The organism is Exiguobacterium sp. 8A, assembly GCF_902506275.1.
GTDB lineage: Bacteria > Bacillota > Bacilli > Exiguobacteriales > Exiguobacteriaceae > Exiguobacterium > Exiguobacterium profundum.
In genome coordinates this window covers 1,539,897-1,559,222 of the sequence record NZ_LR733630.1, presented here as the reverse complement: position 1 = coordinate 1,559,222, position 19,326 = coordinate 1,539,897, and the positions used below count along the sequence as shown (strand labels likewise).

General features: G+C 48.3%; 16 protein-coding genes. 11 read left to right on the top strand and 5 right to left on the bottom strand.

The features are described 5' to 3' along the window. Positions 1-11: 11 nt before the first annotated feature. Together GVY42_RS07990 and GVY42_RS07985 are read right to left on the bottom strand one after the other, a co-directional pair. Positions 12-2,708, bottom strand: a complete 2,697-nt coding sequence (locus GVY42_RS07990; protein ID WP_159562878.1) for an EAL domain-containing protein — start codon at positions 2,706-2,708, stop codon at positions 12-14. Between the two features lie 112 nt (positions 2,709-2,820). Continuing rightward, positions 2,821-4,593, bottom strand: coding sequence for a C40 family peptidase (locus GVY42_RS07985; protein WP_159562877.1), 1,773 nt, complete (start codon positions 4,591-4,593; stop codon positions 2,821-2,823). 281 nt (positions 4,594-4,874) lie between these two features. On the opposite strand from GVY42_RS07985, the gene GVY42_RS07980 reads away from it, so the two are divergent. Together GVY42_RS07980 and GVY42_RS07975 are read left to right on the top strand one after the other, a co-directional pair. After that, positions 4,875-6,722, top strand: a complete 1,848-nt coding sequence (locus tag GVY42_RS07980) for a GGDEF and EAL domain-containing protein (RefSeq protein ID WP_159562876.1) — start codon at positions 4,875-4,877, stop codon at positions 6,720-6,722. Between the two features lie 81 nt (positions 6,723-6,803). Continuing rightward, positions 6,804-7,457, top strand: coding sequence for a hypothetical protein (locus GVY42_RS07975; RefSeq protein ID WP_159562875.1), 654 nt, complete (start codon positions 6,804-6,806; stop codon positions 7,455-7,457). A gap of 93 nt (positions 7,458-7,550) precedes the next feature. Here the strand turns inward: GVY42_RS07975 and GVY42_RS07970 are convergent, their stop codons facing one another. Beyond that, positions 7,551-8,924: a HAMP domain-containing sensor histidine kinase gene (locus tag GVY42_RS07970; protein ID WP_306462364.1), complete on the bottom strand. Its 1,374-nt coding sequence runs from the start codon at positions 8,922-8,924 to the stop codon at positions 7,551-7,553. Positions 8,925-8,936: 12 nt separating this feature from the next. Then, the gene (locus GVY42_RS07965; protein ID WP_074035939.1) at positions 8,937-9,626 is read right to left on the bottom strand and encodes a response regulator transcription factor; all 690 of its coding nucleotides are present in this window, start codon (positions 9,624-9,626) and stop codon (positions 8,937-8,939) included. Positions 9,627-9,732: 106 nt separating this feature from the next. Between GVY42_RS07965 and GVY42_RS07960 the strand changes: the two genes are divergently transcribed. Genes GVY42_RS07960 through GVY42_RS07950 form a run of 3 tightly spaced genes read left to right on the top strand, consistent with a single transcriptional unit; the run spans position 9,733 to position 12,670 of the window. Further along, positions 9,733-10,494 (top strand): ABC transporter ATP-binding protein, encoded by a 762-nt coding sequence (locus GVY42_RS07960; RefSeq protein WP_159562873.1) that lies wholly within the window; start codon positions 9,733-9,735, stop codon positions 10,492-10,494. Then, the gene (locus GVY42_RS07955; RefSeq protein WP_159562872.1) at positions 10,481-12,313 is read left to right on the top strand and encodes an ABC transporter permease; all 1,833 of its coding nucleotides are present in this window, start codon (positions 10,481-10,483) and stop codon (positions 12,311-12,313) included. Before GVY42_RS07960 ends, GVY42_RS07955 begins: the two co-directional genes overlap by 14 nt. Before the next feature lie 12 nt (positions 12,314-12,325). Next, entirely contained in the window at positions 12,326-12,670 is a 345-nt protein-coding gene (locus GVY42_RS07950; protein ID WP_159562871.1) for a YxeA family protein, read from the top strand. A gap of 70 nt (positions 12,671-12,740) precedes the next feature. On the opposite strand, the gene GVY42_RS07945 is transcribed toward GVY42_RS07950, so the two are convergent. Beyond that, a complete protein-coding gene (locus GVY42_RS07945; RefSeq protein ID WP_074035947.1) occupies positions 12,741-13,166 on the bottom strand; it encodes a MerR family transcriptional regulator in 426 nt (141 codons plus the stop codon). Positions 13,167-13,487: 321 nt separating this feature from the next. Between GVY42_RS07945 and GVY42_RS07940 the strand changes: the two genes are divergently transcribed. The 6 genes from GVY42_RS07940 (at position 13,488) to GVY42_RS07915 (ending at position 19,208) form a co-directional block, all read left to right on the top strand. Next, entirely contained in the window at positions 13,488-13,697 is a 210-nt protein-coding gene (locus GVY42_RS07940) for a hypothetical protein (protein ID WP_012727210.1), read from the top strand. Between the two features lie 68 nt (positions 13,698-13,765). Further along, positions 13,766-13,906, top strand: coding sequence for a YvrJ family protein (locus GVY42_RS07935; protein WP_074035951.1), 141 nt, complete (start codon positions 13,766-13,768; stop codon positions 13,904-13,906). 26 nt (positions 13,907-13,932) lie between these two features. Then, positions 13,933-14,145, top strand: a complete 213-nt coding sequence (locus GVY42_RS07930; RefSeq protein WP_159562870.1) for a hypothetical protein — start codon at positions 13,933-13,935, stop codon at positions 14,143-14,145. Between the two features lie 27 nt (positions 14,146-14,172). Next, positions 14,173-14,385 (top strand): DUF2922 family protein, encoded by a 213-nt coding sequence (locus GVY42_RS07925; protein ID WP_074035953.1) that lies wholly within the window; start codon positions 14,173-14,175, stop codon positions 14,383-14,385. 124 nt (positions 14,386-14,509) lie between these two features. Then, entirely contained in the window at positions 14,510-17,239 is a 2,730-nt protein-coding gene (locus tag GVY42_RS07920) for a hypothetical protein (RefSeq protein ID WP_159562869.1), read from the top strand. Positions 17,240-17,363: 124 nt separating this feature from the next. Beyond that, a complete protein-coding gene (locus GVY42_RS07915) occupies positions 17,364-19,208 on the top strand; it encodes a methyl-accepting chemotaxis protein (protein ID WP_159562868.1) in 1,845 nt (614 codons plus the stop codon). Positions 19,209-19,326: the final 118 nt, after the last annotated feature.

The window sequence follows — 19,326 nt, the reverse complement described above, 5'->3', positions numbered from 1 at the left end:
AAAAGGGACACTCAATGCGAGTGTCCCTTTTTGTTGACCCATGATTCGAATGAGACTGCGTCCAGGGCGGGTGAGAAGTAGAAGCCCTGTCCGAGTTCGACCCCTTCACGAAGCATGCGTGACAGGTCGCTTTCGGTCTCAATCCCTTCGGCGAGAGCGGTTAGTTGTTGCTCGTTCGCAAAGCGAGAGACGGCACGTAAGAAGGAAGTACTTTCTTTCGCCTTTCCACTCACATACATCCGGTCAATTTTCACTTCTTGAATCGGTAGGTGCCAAATCGCTTCGAATGAGGCGTATCCGGTCCCGAAGTCGTCGATTGATAGGCAATAGCCGAGGTCGGAGATGTCTTCTAATCGTTCGAGTTCACTCGCATACGACATGATATCCGAGGACTCCGTCAATTCAATCTTCAATCGGTCAGGTAGCCACGGGTATACCTCAATCGAATCCCGGAGCTTCGCTACGATGGAAGGGTCGACCGAATGGGCCGACAAGTTGAACGACAAGGAGATGTCTTCAAATGAAGTTCCTTGCCATGCGACGAGCTGGGCAATCGTCTGATCGAGAATATTATGTGAGAGCCATAAGATTTGATCGGAACGTTCCGCGATGCGAATGAACTCGTTCGGTGGGATGACTCCGATGTCAGGATGTGTCCAACGAGCGAGCACTTCCGCGCCGACGACGCGACCGGTTTTCAATTCGACTTGCGGTTGATACGCGACCGTCAATTCTCCTTTTCGGATGGCGTCCGGAAGCGCTTGTTCAATCAGTGCGGCGAGTTGCATCTGGGCTAAAATTTCCGAGTCATACCAAACCGAAGGGGTACGTGTCTCTTTGGCGTGCTGTAACGCCTTCATCGCCTTGAACAGACAATCGTTGTAAGTCGATTCCGTCTCAGTTGCCCCGATTTGAATATGCACATTTTGACGTTTATGGTTGATTGTCACTTCTGTCGGGAAGAGCTCCAACAGCTCGTGCTCATCCTCGTACGAGAAGCCTTTGACATACAGCATAAACGTGTCGTCTCGGTATCGACCGAAGAGATGTTGGGCATATTTCGAAAGACGGGACTCGACGGCTCGCGCAAACTCAATCATGAGCAGATCAGCATACGCAGGGTCGTACCAATCAACGAGATGATGATAGTCATGAATCCGGATAAGGACAAATGCACCGTCAATCTCTTGCTTTTCCCACTTGCGAATAAAGCCATATTCATTATAGAGGTTGGTCGCCAAGTCGAAACGGACGAGACGGTCGACCTTCCGTTCCCGTTCGACCCGGTCTGTCTCATCTTCGACGATGAGGTAATACGTCAACTTTTCCTCACGCTTGAGCGGCGTCAGTTTCACATTCAGATAACGGAGATGTTCCCCTTTCAGATGAATGATGAACTGGGCACTCGTCCCATGTTCAGTCACACCATCGAGCGCTTGCTCGAACAAGCGGCGACCCGTCTCGGTGAACAATTGATTAATCTCATATAAGTTCCGATCACCGAAAAACTGCCGAAACATCTCGTTGCGCTCAATTAAATTATACGAGTCATCCATCAGTGCGATGGCGAGTCCCGTCTCAGAGAAGAGGGACGACCAACGTTCATGATAGCGCACGAGATCTTGCGAACGATTTTCAAGTTCATGAACGGTCGAATGGACACTCGTGGCAATCTCGCGTAACTCGTCCTCGATCCCTCGGAAATCATGTGTTTTCGGAAACATCGCTTCGACAGGTTCTAGGCTAGGGTCGATGGCGAGTGCGCGTGCCTTGAGATGCGCCAAATCGTGATTGTAACGATTGCGTGTATAGTAGAGTAGAAATAGGAGTCCGAGAGATAAGAGCAACGTCACCACGAATGAAGTGGTGGCTAAGACTTGATAATGCTTACTTTCTTCTTGAAGCATCGTCTCAGAACTCGAACGGATGGAACGAAGGGCACCATAGGCGTCCTCGTAGACATTCGTTGAATTGACGTAACGAGCTTCTAGAGACGCCTCGCGATTCGCCATATTCGCAAAGGACTGCCCGCTTTCCGCCACGTCGATGACCGCTTTCGACTGCAGTGTCTCATTCGATTCAATGATGGTTTGAACAAGTTTTGCTTCGCCGACAATCATATCCACGGTGTTTGTGAGTTGATCTGCATCAATCGGGTTACGGAAGAGGGCTTCACGATTCCGCATAAGAATCGATTGCATTCGCATGATGGCATCAGTCAGTTCGTATGCCGCATTCGATTGATTCGTTTGCTCGAGTGCTTGATATAGCCATCGTCGATTGATGGAACTGATGACATCGGTTGGGACCGCCTCGAACTGTTCTGCCTCGAGAATTTGATTCAACTCATTTGAGAACGTCTGGAGCGTCTCCCGTTCCCGTTCGTTCACACCGTCCTCAAAGTCGTTCAATAAACGCTCATTGTATTGGAGTGCCCGTTCTTTGTACGGTGTGGAGAGGAAGGATGTCGTCTGATTCGACTGCTCCTCATACCGGGTCGCCGCCTCGAACAGAGACACGTATGCTTCGACACCAGCTAGGTCTGCCGCTTGATTCAAATTCGTAATCGTCTGGTCGATGGCTTCTTGTTTTTCATGCCAATAAAAACTCGTGCCAAGTCCAAACAACAGGACACCGATGAGACAAGCAATCGCGAGCACCATCGTGTAGGTACGGTATGGAATTTTTGCAAAACGGGGTTGGCCCATCCGGCACCTCCTTTTTTCCTTCATCATACTTCCGAATTCGGGTCAGGCGATAAAAATCCTGCAAAACGAAAGAAAAACCCGACTTTTGTCGGGTTTTTTAACGTGACCAAAGTCACGGTCGTTTATAACCGATTAAGCGTGACTGCCAATACGGTTCTTTACTGATTTGGTTATATCCTAATCCGGATGAACCGGCATGGATGAACGTATCGGAATTGATCATGATACCCATGTGCGATGGCCCGGCGGTATATGTGTTTTCGAAGAAGACGAGGTCACCGGCCTGCGGGACGAATGACTTGGGCAATTGAGGTCCGAAATAAGCACCACCCCAATAATTAGCCACGTTTGTCCGTGGGATGCTGACGCCGGATTGATTGAATACATAATAGATGAGTCCTGAGCAATCGAATCCACCATTTGCCGGGCTTGATGATGCCCATACGTACGGTGTGCCGACGAAGCGTTTTGCCACATCGATGGTCGAAAGCCTAGTAGCTTGGGCACTTTGCCCTTTGATTTCAGTGACGGCTGATTTTGCGACGAATCCTGATGCGAGACGATAGTGGGTCGATGTCTCTCCGATCACGTTCAAGAGTTCTCCCCGAAGTGTCGAGCCGACCGTGCTACTCGACTCGTTCGCCTGTGATCGAATCGATGTCGGATAGTACGTATAATATGAATTCGAATCATAAGAACCTTCAACCCAAGACGGGCCGTCTGCCGAACCTTTCGGAACGGTTTTCACATAAGCCGAGGCGACAAATCCTACCGTATTCCCGTAATAGATTTGAAGCCAGCCTTTTGACGACTGGACGACGCGCAACGTCTGTCCTGCTTTGACACTCCCGATGATGGTCGCGCTCGTCGATGCGCTCGAACGTACGTTCAAGGACGGTGTGTTGACGATATAATCGACAGCCGCATTACCAGCACCGGCATCGCCTTCGTTCGGAGCCGGGTTGCTCGGTGTCGTGGACGTCTGCTTCAAGTAACCGGCGCTCACGTATCCGGACTTCCCATTATACGTGACATAGTACCAGCTGCCCGACTGTTTCGTCGCTTTGACGACGGTTCCGTTCGGGATGGTCGTGACGAGCGGATAACCGACGCCTGCACCTTGTCGAACGTTCAAGTTTGCCGTCGTAGTGAATTGTTGATTGATCGATTGTCCTGTACTCGGTGTTGTCGGTGTCGCCGCTCCTGATGTCGTTAAATATGTATTGGCGACATATCCTGTTTTCGACCCGTACTTCACTTTCGACCATGACCCTTCGACAGATAAGACGGTCACGGTTTTGCCTTTTGGAATCGTGAGCAATACGGTCGTCTTCGTAGACTTCGACGAACGCAGATTCAAGTTGGCTTTCGTTTGAGCTGTAGTCGAGCTCGGTGTGACCGTTGTTGGTTTGTCGGTACTGTTAGACATAGATGCCTTTTGCAAATAGTCGTTATGCACCCATCCGGTCTGTCCGCCGTAACTGACTTTTGTCCATGAACCGTTTGATTGAATCGACGTGAGCGTCGTACCTTTTGGAATCGTCAAGAGGACGCGATGCCATGTTCCGCCCGCGACGCGCATGTTCAATGCGTGTGTCGTCGTGACGCGGTTCGTACTCGCCGTGGTTAACGAGGAACCACCTGTCGCAGCAGAGGGACTGCCTGTGAGCTTTAGTTTTTGACCGATGCGAATGCTATCGGAAGAGAGACCGTTCAACGATTTAATCGTCGCAACGGACACATCATAGGACCGACTGATCGACCATAACGTATCACCCGAACGCACCGTATGTGTGCTCGCCGCTGCTGCTTCGTCTGCGTGGGCAAGCACGCTGACCGCTGCAAGTGCCGCGAATGAATAGGTGAGACCAGACTTTGGATTCATAGCGTCACATCCTTTCAAAGAGTGAGAACGAAACAATTCAACAAGTGAAACAATACAAGTTCATTGTACGGTGAGAGGAAAAGGACAATCAATGGGACAAAGGGTCAATTCACACCACTTTCTTAAAAAGGAGGTCAATAATTTATAAATGGGAATAAATTCAAATTTTGTTTATTTAAAAACGAAGCAAGCATTGACTCTCTGTTGAATTTTGGAAAACGCTGTATCGGATGATTCATGCTATCATTAGGTCAAATTTAAATGGGTGAGGTAGCAGACTGATGATCGAGAACAACTTTTCAAACCGAGTATATCGTAAACATCAAGAGAAACTGTTCGCGCTCGTACGGATGCCGATTGTAACGGAAGAAACGGTGCAGGAGGCAATTCTGTATATGTGTGAGATTGTCGCCGATATGTTGGCAGTCGATACAGTCTCGATTTGGCATTTTGATACATCGCATCGATCTATTTCATGTCAAGTCGCTTATTCTCACGAATCAGGGACACATCATCCGAAGTTGGCGGTCCATCGTGAACTCGCGCCTGACTATTTTGATGCGCTTCAAACAGAGCGAATCCTTTCGTTTGAGGATGTTCGCAGTCATCCATGGGTGAAGGACTTGTACAAAGAGTACTTCGTAGAAGGAAAGCGTGTGTACTCCATGCTAGATGCTCCGATTTATGCAAACAATCGTGCCACAGGTGTGATTTGTTGCGAGACGTTTCTGCCTCGGGAGTGGAACTATCTTGAGGAATTGATTGTGAGTACACTTGCGGATTTTATTGCCATCCTGTACTTCCGGCTTGACCGGCAGCTTGTGGATGAACGGATTCATCAGTTAGCCTACACGGACGAACTGACAGGTTTGATGAACAAATATGCATTTGTCGAGGAAGTCGATCAATTACGTCAACAAGCGAGAGGGTTTTTAGGAGCAGTTTTATATATTCGAGCAGACGATTTTCGGTCTATTGAGGATGCGATTGGAACCGAAACATCGAATTTGATCGTGAAAGAAATGGCGAAACGACTGCGAGCAGTAATCGATGAATCTAGGATGGCACGTACCTCGCAATCGGGATTTGTCATTTGGGTACCTTACGGGGAACGGAGGAAAATACGTTCGTTTGCAGAACATTTATGCGAGCAAGTGACGCGTGCGCCATATCGAGTCAATGAATTGGACGTTGTACTGACGACGAGCGCATTCATCTCCATTGAACATGAAAGTCGATCTACTTTGGATATGATTCATACAACACGTGTCGTTGCAGGTCAATCAGATGAGAAACGTGGGGTCATCAAGTTTTTTGAAGAGGCCATGGCGCAAGAAGCATCTGAGAGACTCTTGTTAGAGATGAATTTACGTACTGGTGTGATATCAGGTCAGTTTGAACTGTATTTCCAACCGAAAGTGAATGCTTCCTCAGGTAAACTGAAAGGGTTTGAAGGGTTGATGCGCTGGAATCACCCAGAGCGAGGTCTCGTGCCGCCGCTCGACTTCATTCCGCTTGCCGAATCAACGGGTGTCATCATCGACTTAGAGGAATGGGCGTTCGTGACGGCTTGTCGCCAACTCAAACGTTGGCATGAACGGGGAGACCGGTATGAACTCGCCCTCAATTTATCGGCGCGTCACTTCTTATCCGAAGGGGTCGTCGAAAAGTTTGCCCAAATCGCACGGGAAGAAGGGGTCAGTACGAGTTATTTGACCTTAGAAATCACGGAAAGCGTCGGGATGGAGAACCAGAAGCACGTCATCGATCGTTTTGTTGCATTCCGAGAAGAAGGTTTTTCCATCTCGATTGACGACTTCGGGACAGGGTTCTCGGCGTTCGTCTACTTGAAGCATTATCCGATTCATGAGATAAAAATCGATCGCCAGTTCATTCAAGTGACCGAGAATGACCCGACCGGCAACGTCATCGTCGAATCGATTGTCGATTTGGCACGTGGCTTGAATTTGAAGACGGTGTGCGAAGGTGTCGAGACGCTTGAACAATGGAACGCGTTACGCGAACTCGGCTGTGACGAGATGCAAGGATATTATTTCTCTAGACCGTTACCGCTTGAAGAACTTGAAGAATGGATTGTTGACTATACGACACAGAAAAGGGACGCCTGAGCGTCCCTTTTAGAATTGTATATATCAATATCTTTCACTCTTATAACTTACCTAAAGTTTAGATTGGGGACTCAAATACATATGAATAGCTCAACGCCACAACAGTCAACTCATGAAATTACTTTTTTTAGCCAATTCAAGAATTATATCTTGTTAGGGTTATTGGGAATTTTCTTGGGATGCTTAGATCAATATGCGAGTAGTTCCCCTTTGATTGATTTTGATACTACACTTGAGTTTTGGCTATTCCTAGTGACATTAGTAGCTGTGTTTAGCAAGTCACGATTAAACGCTTCCATTCATTCGATTATTTTGCTTGTTTCCACAGTTTTAGCTTATTACCTAATGTTCTATTTGAACTTAGGATTCTTACCTTATCAACTATTTGGAATATGGCTAACTATCGCAGTCCTATCCTCTGTCTATGCGTTAATCATTTGGAATGCCGGTAAAAGAGGGATAGGCGCCGCTATTCTAGGTTCAATACCTACTGCCTTTCTATTCAACCAAGGCTACTATTTTCTTCCAGATCTCTTATTTAATACTGAAGCAGCTCAAGTACGTATTCACTACTTTGGTATCGATATTCAAAGTGGATTTAATCTTGTGACTGCGGTTGTGCTTTATTCAATATTTTTTAAGATAACAGAACGTCGAATCATTTTAACTGTTTCTACGGTTATCATATTCTTCATTTTTAAAGAAACTGGCATCCTGTCGTTTCTGCCTTTTTAAATATAAAAAGAAAAGCATCTACTTTATTCGCGTTGAAATGAAGTAGGTGCTTTTTGTCTATAGTCTGCAAAGGACGCCTGAGCGTCCCTTTTGCTATGGCATGAATGTGATTCGAATTGTGGTGCCGTGTCCCGGTGCACTGTCGACTTCTATTTTCCCGCCGTGGGCTTCGATGATGTCCCGTGAGATGGCCATGCCGAGACCACTCCCGCGTGCGTCGTCTGTATTCGTGCCTCGGTAATAGCGTTCAAAGATATAAGGCAATTCGGATTCTGCAATCCCATTTCCATCATCTCCAATCGTCACGACGTCACCCTCGATGTGGACCGTCACGTGCACCGAATCGTCATTATGGAGAAGAGCATTATACAAGAAGTTGAGCAAGGCTCGCTTCATAAAGTGACGATCGAGCGAGACGGTCGCTGCTTGAGTCGCCTCAAACTCGATGTGACGCTCCCCAAAGCGAGAATCGTTCAACACGTCGATGACGAGCTCACGAACGAACGGCTCGAGGTTTGTCTCTTCGAGCGTAAGTGGGAAATCGCCGTGTTGCAGACGCATCGTCAAATTGAAATCGTCGAGCAGTTCCTTCATATACTTAGCCTGTCGTTCAATCACATGTACGTATTGTCTGTGCTCGGTGTCATCTAACGAATCATCATCAAGTAGTTCGGCGTAGCCTTGGATGGAGGCGAGCGGGGTCTTCAGGTCGTGCGATACGTTGCTCATCCACTCTTTTCGACGTTCTTCGAGTTCTTCGCGCTGACGTTCATACGTTTTAAGTGTCTGTGAGACGGCATTCAAGTCATAGAAAACAGGACGGTAAATCCCTGACTGCTTCGGTTCGGTAGTCGAAAAATCACGTTGCTTCAGCTGTTGAATCCGTTCGGTCAAGCGATATACAGGGCGCGTCAATCGTGAACTGAACAATAAACCGATCAAGGCGGCGACAAGTAAATCGACAACTAGAATCCAGAAGAACGCCTTCGTGATATACGAAAGGACTGCCTGTTCGTCTAACATAAAGAGCACCCGACGCTCATTTGCCTCCGGCACACCGATGAGATAGCTGTACGATTCATACTCCCCGATGAAGTAGAGTCGGAGGTCATCATCCATATATTTATACATTTGAATCAATTCGATTGGAGAATAGGCGTCTGGTAATCCACTCGGGGCGTCGACCTCGCTGACGACACGTCCCGTCTCATCTAAAAAGCGGACGAATGCACCCGTTTGGCGAAGAGCTTCCCGCCCGGCTTCTGACACAACGGGTTCACCGTCCTCAAGCGATACATAGGTGCTGAAGTTTCGGGTGAAGGTCTCCCCGGCGTTGCTCTCGACATCATCAAGTCCCGTTCGGTCATTGATAAGGAGGCCGAATAAGATTGTAATGTTCAAGAAGACGACGAGCGCGACAATAAGGAGAATCGACAACAAATAGCGACCGGTCAGTTTCCATTTCATCATGATCGCTCCTTACACCGTCAACCGATAGCCAAGTCCCTTGACCGTCTTGATATATGTCGGATCAGATGGATTCGGTTCGACTTTTTCACGGAGACGTCGGATGTGTACCATGACCGTGTTGTCGGATCCGAAGAATGACTCACCCCACACTTGCGTGAAGAGCGTCTCCTTGCTGAGAATCCGGTTCGGGTTTCGTAAAAAGCAGGCGAGAAGACCGACTTCTTTAGCCGTCAACTCCAATCGTTCCCCGTTCACATACACTTCCGTCTCGTCTTCATTCATTTGAAAGGGGCCGACGGTCGTCGTCTCGGGCATTGGTGCTTCCATCATTGAAACCCGTCGGAGCTGAGCCTTTACACGGAATGCCACTTCTTTTGGACTGAACGGCTTCGTGATGTAGTCATCTCCACCGATGGCGAGACCGAGCAGTTTATCGACCTCTTCCGATTTGGCAGAGAGAAAGAGGATCGGGATGTTGGACTGCGCTCGCATCTGTTGGCAGAGCTGATAGCCTTCTCCGTCCGGTAACATGACGTCTAAGATCGCCAAGTGAGGGCGGAACGTCTCGAAGACATCAAATCCGTCTTTCAATGTGTGAGCGGTCCGAATCTCATGAAATCCTTCTTTTTCAAGCGCGCGTTGAATCAATATACATAAATCTTGTTCATCATCCACGATGAGAATCCGTGGCTGTTCCATCGTCATCACCTCTTTCTAAGCATATCACGTAAGGATTTTGTAAGGTACGCGTGAGTTGGAGTTAAGACAGAGGGCGTAATGTAAGGGACAGAAAGAGGTGCTGAACATGGAAACATTATTACAAGTAAAAGCGATTCAAAAGACATACGGGAAAGGGGACGCGACGTTTCGAGCGCTCGATGACGTCTCCTTCACCATTGAACATGGGGAGTTCGTTGGAATCATGGGGCCGTCCGGGGCTGGGAAATCGACGTTGCTCAACGTCCTCGCGACAATCGATACACCGACGTCGGGTGAGATTTTAGTCGAAGGCGATGACATTGCAGCGATGAATGAGGAGGCTCTTGCCGATTTCCGACGTGACCATCTTGGATTCATCTTTCAGGACTATAACTTGCTCGATTCATTGACGGTCCGGGAAAACATGTTGCTCCCGCTCGCTGTCTCGAAGACGCCGGTTCATGAGACACGCGCAAAGGTCGAGCGGTTAGCGAAACGATTCGGACTCGAAGGGATCCTCGAGCAGTACCCGTATCAAATCTCAGGCGGACAGAAACAACGGACGGCTGTTTGTCGGGCGCTCATCTCGGACCCGAAACTCATCTTTGCCGATGAGCCGACCGGTGCGCTCGACTCGAAGTCGGCGACCGATCTCTTAGATACCCTCGCTCGGTTGAATGAAGCGGAGACGACCATCATGATGGTGACGCATGACGCCTTCGCCGCAAGTTTTTGCCGCCGAGTCCTCTATATTCAAGACGGACAGTTGAAGAAAGAGCTCATTCGCGGCAACGCCTCACGAGACGCATTCTACCAATCAATCCTCGAGGAGCTCGCGAAAGGCGGTGCGGTCGATGACGCTATTTGAGCTCGCTAAGAAAAACGTCGTACGGAATCTGTCGCGATATGCACTCTATGTCGGGACGACCATCTTTTCCATCGTCATCTACTTCACGTTCGCGACACTCAAGCACAGTCATGAAATCAGTGCGCTTGCGGAAACATCGCAAAAGATCAGCGGGTTGATGAGCACGTCGACGTTCATCCTCATGTTGTTCGTCGCTTTGTTTATCGCCTACTCGAACGCCTTCTTTTTGAGAGGACGTAAGCGAGAGGTCGGGCTCTACTCATTACTCGGGGTCCGAAAGAAACAGATTGGACTCTTGCTCTTGTTTGAGAATATCGTCATTGGAGCGGTGTCCTTGGTCGTTGGAATCGTGCTCGGCCTGTTCGGGTCGAATGCGCTTTTGCAACTGTTGATGCGATTGATGGACAGTGACTTGAACATCGGATTCGCTTTCTCTGCGTCGGCATTCATCGAGACGTTCCTTGTCTTTCTTGCTATTTTCCTTTTCACATCATTCCAAGGGTACCGCGTCATCTATCGCTTCAAGTTGATTGACCTGTTCCATGCGGATAAGAGTGGGGAAGGAGTTCCGACGGCGAAAGGATGGGTCGCACTCACAGGTGTGCTCACAATTGGAGCGGCGTACTGGCTCGCGCTCCAAGATTTGATGACGTCATCGCTATGGCGAATGCTCGGACTCGCGATGCCGCTTCTCATTATCGGATTGAGTGTCATCGGGTCTGCGCTTCTCTTTCACAGTGTCTTGATTTTCGCATTGACATGGTTGAAAGGGCACGAACGCTGGTCGTGGAAACGACTCAATTTGTTGACGACGTCACAGCTCCTCTATCGCATTCGCGGGAACGCGAAGACGCTCACGTTGATCAGCATCATCAGCGCGACAGCAATCACGGCAGGAGGTGCCATCTTTAGCGTCTACTACTACGCGGAAGAGAATGTCGCCTCTTATACACCATATACGTATGCCTGGAAAGGGGATGCGGTCGAGGTGAACGGAGCGACGTTCGAATCAAGTGTCGAACAAAAGACGATTCGGACGGAAGCGCAATACGGAGAGCGTGAGCTCGGGGTCATCGATGAATCGACATACCGCCATCTTCTGCAAGGTCTCGGCGTGGCAGAGCCGGCACCGTTCAGACAGGATGAGGTCGTATGGGTCGACCCGTTCTATGACGAACGTTACTCGGAGAATCTCGAATCGGTCGAACTGTCAGGACAGACGGTTGACGTGTCGACGCGTCTTGAAGAATCACCGCTCAACGTGATGACGTTCGGCGGGTCGTTCCTCGTCGTCGCCGACGACATGTTCAAAACGATGACGGAGCCGAGCGAGACGTATCACGTTGCCCTCACGGAGTCGTTCAAAGATCAGCGCGAACAATCTGAGCGTCTAGCGGGACTCGGGCTTGAATCGTTCTCGAGTGCACCGGACGTGTACGCCGAGACGATGGCAATGAACGGGGCGCTCCTCTTTGTCGGGACATTCCTTGGGCTCGTCTTTCTCGTTGCAACAGGTAGCGTCATTTACTTCAAAACGATGACGGAGGCAGAGGATGACCGGGCGAAGTATGCGATATTACAGAAAATCGGGATATCCGATCGGGACGTGCGCCGGACGGTGCGCCAACAGATCATCGTCGTATTTCTCGCCCCGTTCGCGCTCGGGATTCTTCATGCGACCGTGGCGCTCATCGCGTTTTCAAACTTGTTGAGCATGAATTTCACGATACCGGTTCTCGTGTGGATGGGCGTCTATACGACCATTTATGCGGTCTATTATGGCATCACAGTTCGCCGCTTCATGACGGCGATTCGATAAGGAGAGAAAAATATGAAAAAATGGATTGGAATTGCAATTGTTTCGATTTTAATAGTGGTCGGAGTCACTCAGGTGGATTGGAATCGAATTGGGAAGGACACCCTTTTCGTTGAAATCGGAGGGGCGACGGATGTAGAGGAGACGACGCTCGAGAACGGCGATGTGATGAAGCGTTACATTTATACACAATCCGCATTCACGGAGGAAGGTGACCAGAAAGAAGTCACCTTTACCGCCGGGAAAGAACTTCGGGAGGGGGCGTTCTTACGTCTTTATGTCAAAGATGAAGATACCGTGACCTCGTACGACGAAGTGAAACGGGAAGAGCTTCCTCGTCCAGTCATTGAGAAGTTGTAACAAAAAAATCATTCGTCACGAACATCATGACGAATGATTTTTTTTTGCCTACTCAGACGAGAGGAGTTTCCTAGGCATGAAGTTCAAGTTTGAGTATGTACGTTAGTTCATGATGCGCCAATTCAGAGAAGTTTGTTTTCTTCACATGTGTTCGTGGACGCAATCCGCATTCCAGTGCGATGTCGACAATGGTACGAATCTGATTTTCCGTATAGAATCGCTTCCGGCCGAACGTAAATGGGGTCGGTGGCAAGACGCCATCTGTTTCCCATTTGATCAATTGCTGTTGGCTGCGTGGGATGCCGGCCACGCTAAAGGCGCGACTCAATTCTTTGAGCGGATAGACCATTAGATGCTGCTCTTTATACGAAATTAGTTTTCCCTGTTCCGGTCGGTATGTATCCCATTCGGTCGCTGAAAACGTCAGGTCGGCTTGGTCGAAGTCGTGTTGAGCGGAAGGAATTGAGGCAAAGCTTGCGAGGTCTAGGCTGTTCATCGTGTATGTCTCCTTCTTCAAGACTGACTAGTAAAATTCAAAAAATGCCCTCCTACGTATCGTACCCCATTTACAAGAATTTAACTTACAGTTTTTTCAAATGTGGGGAATAAATCATGGTACTTTTGACGTATTTTTGAATGCTGTCTGCCGAAGATTAAGATACCCTACTTAATATGAAAACTCAAGAAAAGTAGACAGAAATTGAAAAATGAATAAATATTCAGATAGTTTAGGACTATCGTCACTTATTGTTATAGAAAAATAGAATGAGCACTTCGACTTTGTAAGCGGTTAATAAGGACGAAGGAGGTGAGACAGATGGCAGCATATCGAGAAACGGCGACGATGCTTTATTTGGACACCCGGCGACAACTCGACGGCAAAGAGAAGAAGCAACTCGTCCGCTATGGACCGCTTGGAAGTCGGATGGATGAGGCGCGGATGAAACAGTTTGGTGACTTGATCAAGGCACTGATTGATGTGGAATCCGCCAACTACGTCGTGGCCCAAGAATTTCTAGTGTATTAACAGGGAGGACTTATGAAAAACCTCACTCGTCCCGCTGCCAATCCTCGGCACGATGAGCAGGTGGTCACATGAGTTGGCCCGAACTCATCTCAAATTTGGGGTTCCCTATCGTTGTCTCGCTCTATTTGCTTCATCGGATTGAGACGAAGCTCGATCGTATGATCCAGCTGCTCGAACGAATGGATACCTCGACCGCATCAGAAACCTAATCCCCTATTGAAAGGAGCCATCCCCCATGGCTGTCTTAACAGAGAAGAAAGCAACGTTCGTGTTGACGACGCATCATGACGTACAAACAGCAAAACCGACGAAAAAAGCACAACGGTTCGGTCCGATTCGTGCCGACCTGACGGCAGATACGATTGATGCGTTCGGTCGTCTCTTGATTGATCTCGTCATTCAAGAGGGAGCAGACCTCGGCATCGTCCGTGAATACGATTTAGTCTAACCCACATCTTAAGGAGGAGAATAACCCATGACTGACACAAAACTTGAAATCTCATTTTTAGATGCATTCCACAAGGTCGTACGCTTCCGCTTGAATAACGTGAAACAACCGGTCGAAGCCCAAAAAGTAGAAGCGCTTGCTGACTTCATGGTCGCCAACGATCCGCTCGCGAAGAACGTGATGGAGTGGACCGAAATCAAGATGATTGAAGGTACGCAGACCGTATTGAGTGAGAAATGAGGTCGAGAAGCATCGCCATGGCGATGCTTCTTTTTATTTACATAATTATCTTTCAAAAATCATAATTAACAATTATATTTAAAGGAGCAAAAAATAAATAAATTAAGGAAGGGTTTGTAAAAAGTTGAAACGATATCTATATGCCATCATGCTGACAATGATCCTGCTTGTAGTGCCAAAGCAGGAGGCATGGGCCACTTCTATAATCGAGACCGGGACAAAACTTGAACAATCGATTAAAGTCATCCCGCAGTCACCATTTTATCTAGACTATCTGAACGGGAAGACGCGCCTGCATGACCCGAATAATCAGTCCACCGTTATCATTGACTATCCCGGGGACTTAACGACGCATTCATCTGGTGACGAGGGGAGCTACGGAGGTGTTCGCTCGTGGATCGCGAGTTTAGACAGACAGGAATGGATTGCCGTTCCGCAATATGACCAACCCCTCATCCGCGTCCAACGAGACGGAACGACATCTCGAATCGATTCCTTAGAATCACCACATCGGGCGTACCTCGTATCGTATGATGCCAGTCGAGACGTGATGCTCTGGCGTGATTCGTACAAAGGTGAGTGGGCGTTGACGGATATGAAAGGAACGGTCAAAAGGACTTACCCGCTCATTTTGGGACAAAGTCTGATATTAGGGACGAATCTTGATGAATTGATTGCATTCAATACATCTGATAAGTCAATCACACATCTCTCACTTGAAACGGGAGAGGAACTAGGAAAGACGACGTATCCGAATGAATCGTTATCCATCGATTTTGAGTCGAAGACCGATCGACTCTTTATGAAAGGATCCAATCATTTATACGTCTACGATTTCGCAACCCGAACGATGCAAACGCTCAATTTGAACGGGCAGGTCCACTACGATCTCACATCACTGATCTATCACGATGGGCTTTATTATGGTGTGACGTTTGATGATTCGATGGTCACGATTGATTTAACGAAAAATCATATCACGGAGACGAGCTTGCGCACGCGCAACACGAATAGCCAGTTCGATTTAATCGAGAATGGATACTTCGTACAAGACGATCAGTGGTTGTTGCCAATCGAACGTTTCGGGCAAAAACCGAAAGAAATGTACACGTGGTTGAAAGCTACTGGCAACTCGGAGGAGGGGCATACGTGGCTGAATCATGCATATCAACTCATGGCGACCATCACAACCGTTGATGGGATCGAACATAAGGTGCCTGTTGCTGAATTGCCGACGGATGTGACACAAGTCGAGTCGGCACAATCGTTCGCGGAAGGCTATACGATTCCATCATTTGATCAATCGTTCTCCACTAAGGTCAGCTTCGCCATGTTGGACCATTGGAAATCTTACAAACCGGTCAAACAACTTCCGCTTCAAGTGGACACCTCGTTCGAATACGGAGCAGTCGGGGAGATTAGCGGAATAACGGCACCGAATGCGACCGTATATCTTTCGTGTGAAAAAGCGTCGTTTGCTACGTGTTCGAGTCCCGTTCAAGCAGACGAGACTGGTCGCTTCAAGCTCTCGAATGGAATCATCGAAGGAAATCAAACAATCGAGCTATATGTTTCTGATGCATGGGATTACCGTCAAGCAACAGAAGCGTCTGTCAAAAAGAGATTTATGCTTGGACAGCCGGTAATCAACAATCCAACAAAAGTTCTGACAGAAACGCGAATGGAAGGGGTCTCTATCCAGACAGAACCTCACGCAAAAGTGGAAGTAAGACAATTGAATTCGAAAACAGCATTTGAAGTGAAAGAAGTTCAGGCGGATGAACACGGTGTGGCGCAATTGACGACATACAGTTCTGACCAACCCTGGTCATACCGGATCTTTTTCCGTGTCCTTGGACAAGAACGTCCTTACGAGATGGTCTACGTTACGAAAGACTATCCGATGCCATCTTTTACGTGGACAAAACCACCGAAAACAGGCGACACGACAATCACTGTCTATAATGACAAGCTAGACCCGGTGCTCGCTGTTTCACGCGACGGAAGAGCTGAGTCAGCGAAACGCCTGACGAAAGGTATGAACGTCATCAATTTGAAAGAGCCGCTACGCGAAGGACAGACAATTAAACTTGTTGCGAGTTTTCGTCCAGAACTTACCCAAACGGTAGAGAAAAAAGTGACGAGTGACACACCAAAAGTATTGACGGTGAAAGATGTTCTCCTCACGTCTTCATCCGCGACGTTCACGTTGGCACACGATCCAAATACGGATATCAATTTCATCTCAAACGGAGTCGTACTCTATACTCGCGTTGTCGGGACGAATCGATATCATATTTCGGCAAAACCGGGAACAACAGTCATCATCGAATCTTCATACGGATCGAAACGAAAGACGCTAACGTATAGGCTACCAAGTGCGACAATCCCATCGGTGACGTTGACGGATGAACAGACGAAACGGGTCGGGAAGACACTACCGAACGCGACCGTGACGTTAAAGAATGGCTCGAAAATCATCGCGACAACAAAATCGAATGCAAATGGGTCCTACACGCTCACGTTCAGCCGTCCTCGTGCTGGAACGAAACTCTATTTCGAGGCGAAGGCGGGTATTCATCGTGACGCGAAATCAGTTGTGGTCAAGTCGGGGATTCGTCCGACAATCAGCACAGGGACCATCCGTTCGACGACAAAATCGGTAGCGGTGCGAACGAACGTCCCGTATGGCACGCTGTACGTCTACAACGGCAGTAAGTTGGTCGCCAAAAAGTCCATCGGCTCGACGACGACCAACGTCTATATCGGAACGCAGCGACGTGGGTCGAAACTGATATTCAAAGTCGTGACGCCTGCGAATCGAACGAATCAAACAACGAAATCTGTGTATTGAATAATCAGAAGGTGACTCTTGTAGTTTGAGTCACCTTTTTTAAGTTTGGTCAATCCTCTTCATTATTTTCTGAAAATTGTCGATAGTATAGGAAACACTGCATGATTGAGAGGGGAATACATAGATGGCATGGAAATCAACATGGTCTAAGGCACTGAGCCGGATCAAACGAAAACCGACATGGACGTGGAAACCGACACTCAAATGGAAGCGCGGAGAGAAGCGTGAACGCACGACATCTTTCGGAGCGAACGTTGGAAAGAATTTGACGATTCGTCAAAAATTATGGGGGCTCGTCATCATATCGCTCGTCATGGTCTTTGGCGTCGGTGGTTACGCACTGTTTTCAATGAGTGACGCGAACCGTCAAGCGGACGATATCGTCAATAACTGGAACAAAGGGCTCGATTATGCTCATGAACTCAACACACTCGCCGCAAACTATCGAACACTCGAACTCGATCACATCGTGACAGAGGATGCGACCAAAAAAGAAGAGCTCACGACACGGATGAAAGAGATTCGTGAAGAGATCAATACGATTGCACCAAAGTATGAAAAAACGGCTTCAGGTGCGGAAGACAAAGAACTATTCCAGAATTTCTCGCGTCAATGGGAGATGTATCAACGCGTCTCGGACAACATGTTGACGTTCAGCTCGACCGGTAACACAGGGATGGCGCGCTCATACTATGATGCGCAGTCCAAATCTACATATGACAACTTCACACAAAAACTAGCGGACCTTGTCGACTACAACTCGGAAGGCTCACAACGTGTCGGACAGAACATGGAAAGTGAATTCATGCAGTCTCTTATGGCATTGATTGCCGTGACCATCGGGGCTGTAGCGATTCTCTTATTCCTCGGTCTCAGCCTGTTGCGCTCGATTATCCGACCGATGCGCACACTTCAGACGCGCTTTGATGAACTCGCGACCCAAGGTGGCGATTTGACGATGACGATTCCGGTCACGTCGAATGATGAGATTGCACAAGTCAGTCGTTCATTCAACACATTCCTCGGCACACTTCGTGAAATCATGATTGATGTCGATGAGACAGCGAAAGTCGTTCTCTCGTCTTCAAAAGACGTATCTGCTGAAGTGACGCGACTCAGTCACTATATGGAAGAGACGTCTGGAACGGTCGAAGAATTGACGGCTGGTATGGAAGAAACGGCAGCCTCTTCGCAAGAAATGAGTGCCTCGACGACAGAAATGGGAAGTTCGATCGATTCAATCGTCGACTTATCCAATGAGAGTGCCGAAACGGCAAATCGTGTCGAAGCTCGAGCGCACGAGATGCGGGAGCAAGCCGTTGTTTCGAAAACAGAAGCAGTGGCAATTATCGAGAAGAAACAGGTCGAACTCGCAGAAGCCATCAAAGGAGCACAGTCGGTTGAAGAGATTCGTGTCTTGACGACAGCTATTCTTGCGATTGCTGACCAGACAAACTTACTCGCTTTGAACGCTTCGATTGAAGCGGCACGTGCTGGGGAAGCAGGTCGCGGCTTTGCGGTCGTTGCATCAGAAATCCGCAAATTGGCGGAAAACTCACGTCAGACGGTCAACGAGATTCGTGACGTGTCAAACACGGTCATTGATTCGGTCGAACGACTCAACACGAGTTCGGAAGATATGTTGACGTTCCTCAATACGAAAGTCATGGCCGACTACGACCGTCTCGAAGAGTCGGCAACGCAATATGAACAGGATGCGACAGTGTTCGGGGAGACAGCGAAGACGTTCGAAGGTAACGCGCTTCAACTTCGCCATATGACGGACAACATTCTTGGTGTCATTCAAGAAGTGGCGACGACCGTGACAGAAGGCGCGGACGGAACGCAGTCGATTTCAGAGAAAGTTCAACTCTCAGTCGAGCGTTTCAACGACGTTCAGGCGAAGATGGGCGAAACAGAAAAACGGGCGACCGAACTCTCGAATCGCGTGGCGCAATTCAAGCTATAAGCAAGACTCAGAACCAGGCAGATGTCTGGTTCTTTTTTTGTGCCCAGTACAAAAAAATAAAAAGATAGGTCAATACATAAATGAATTTCAAATTGTTGGTACAAATTAGGCTGTTGTG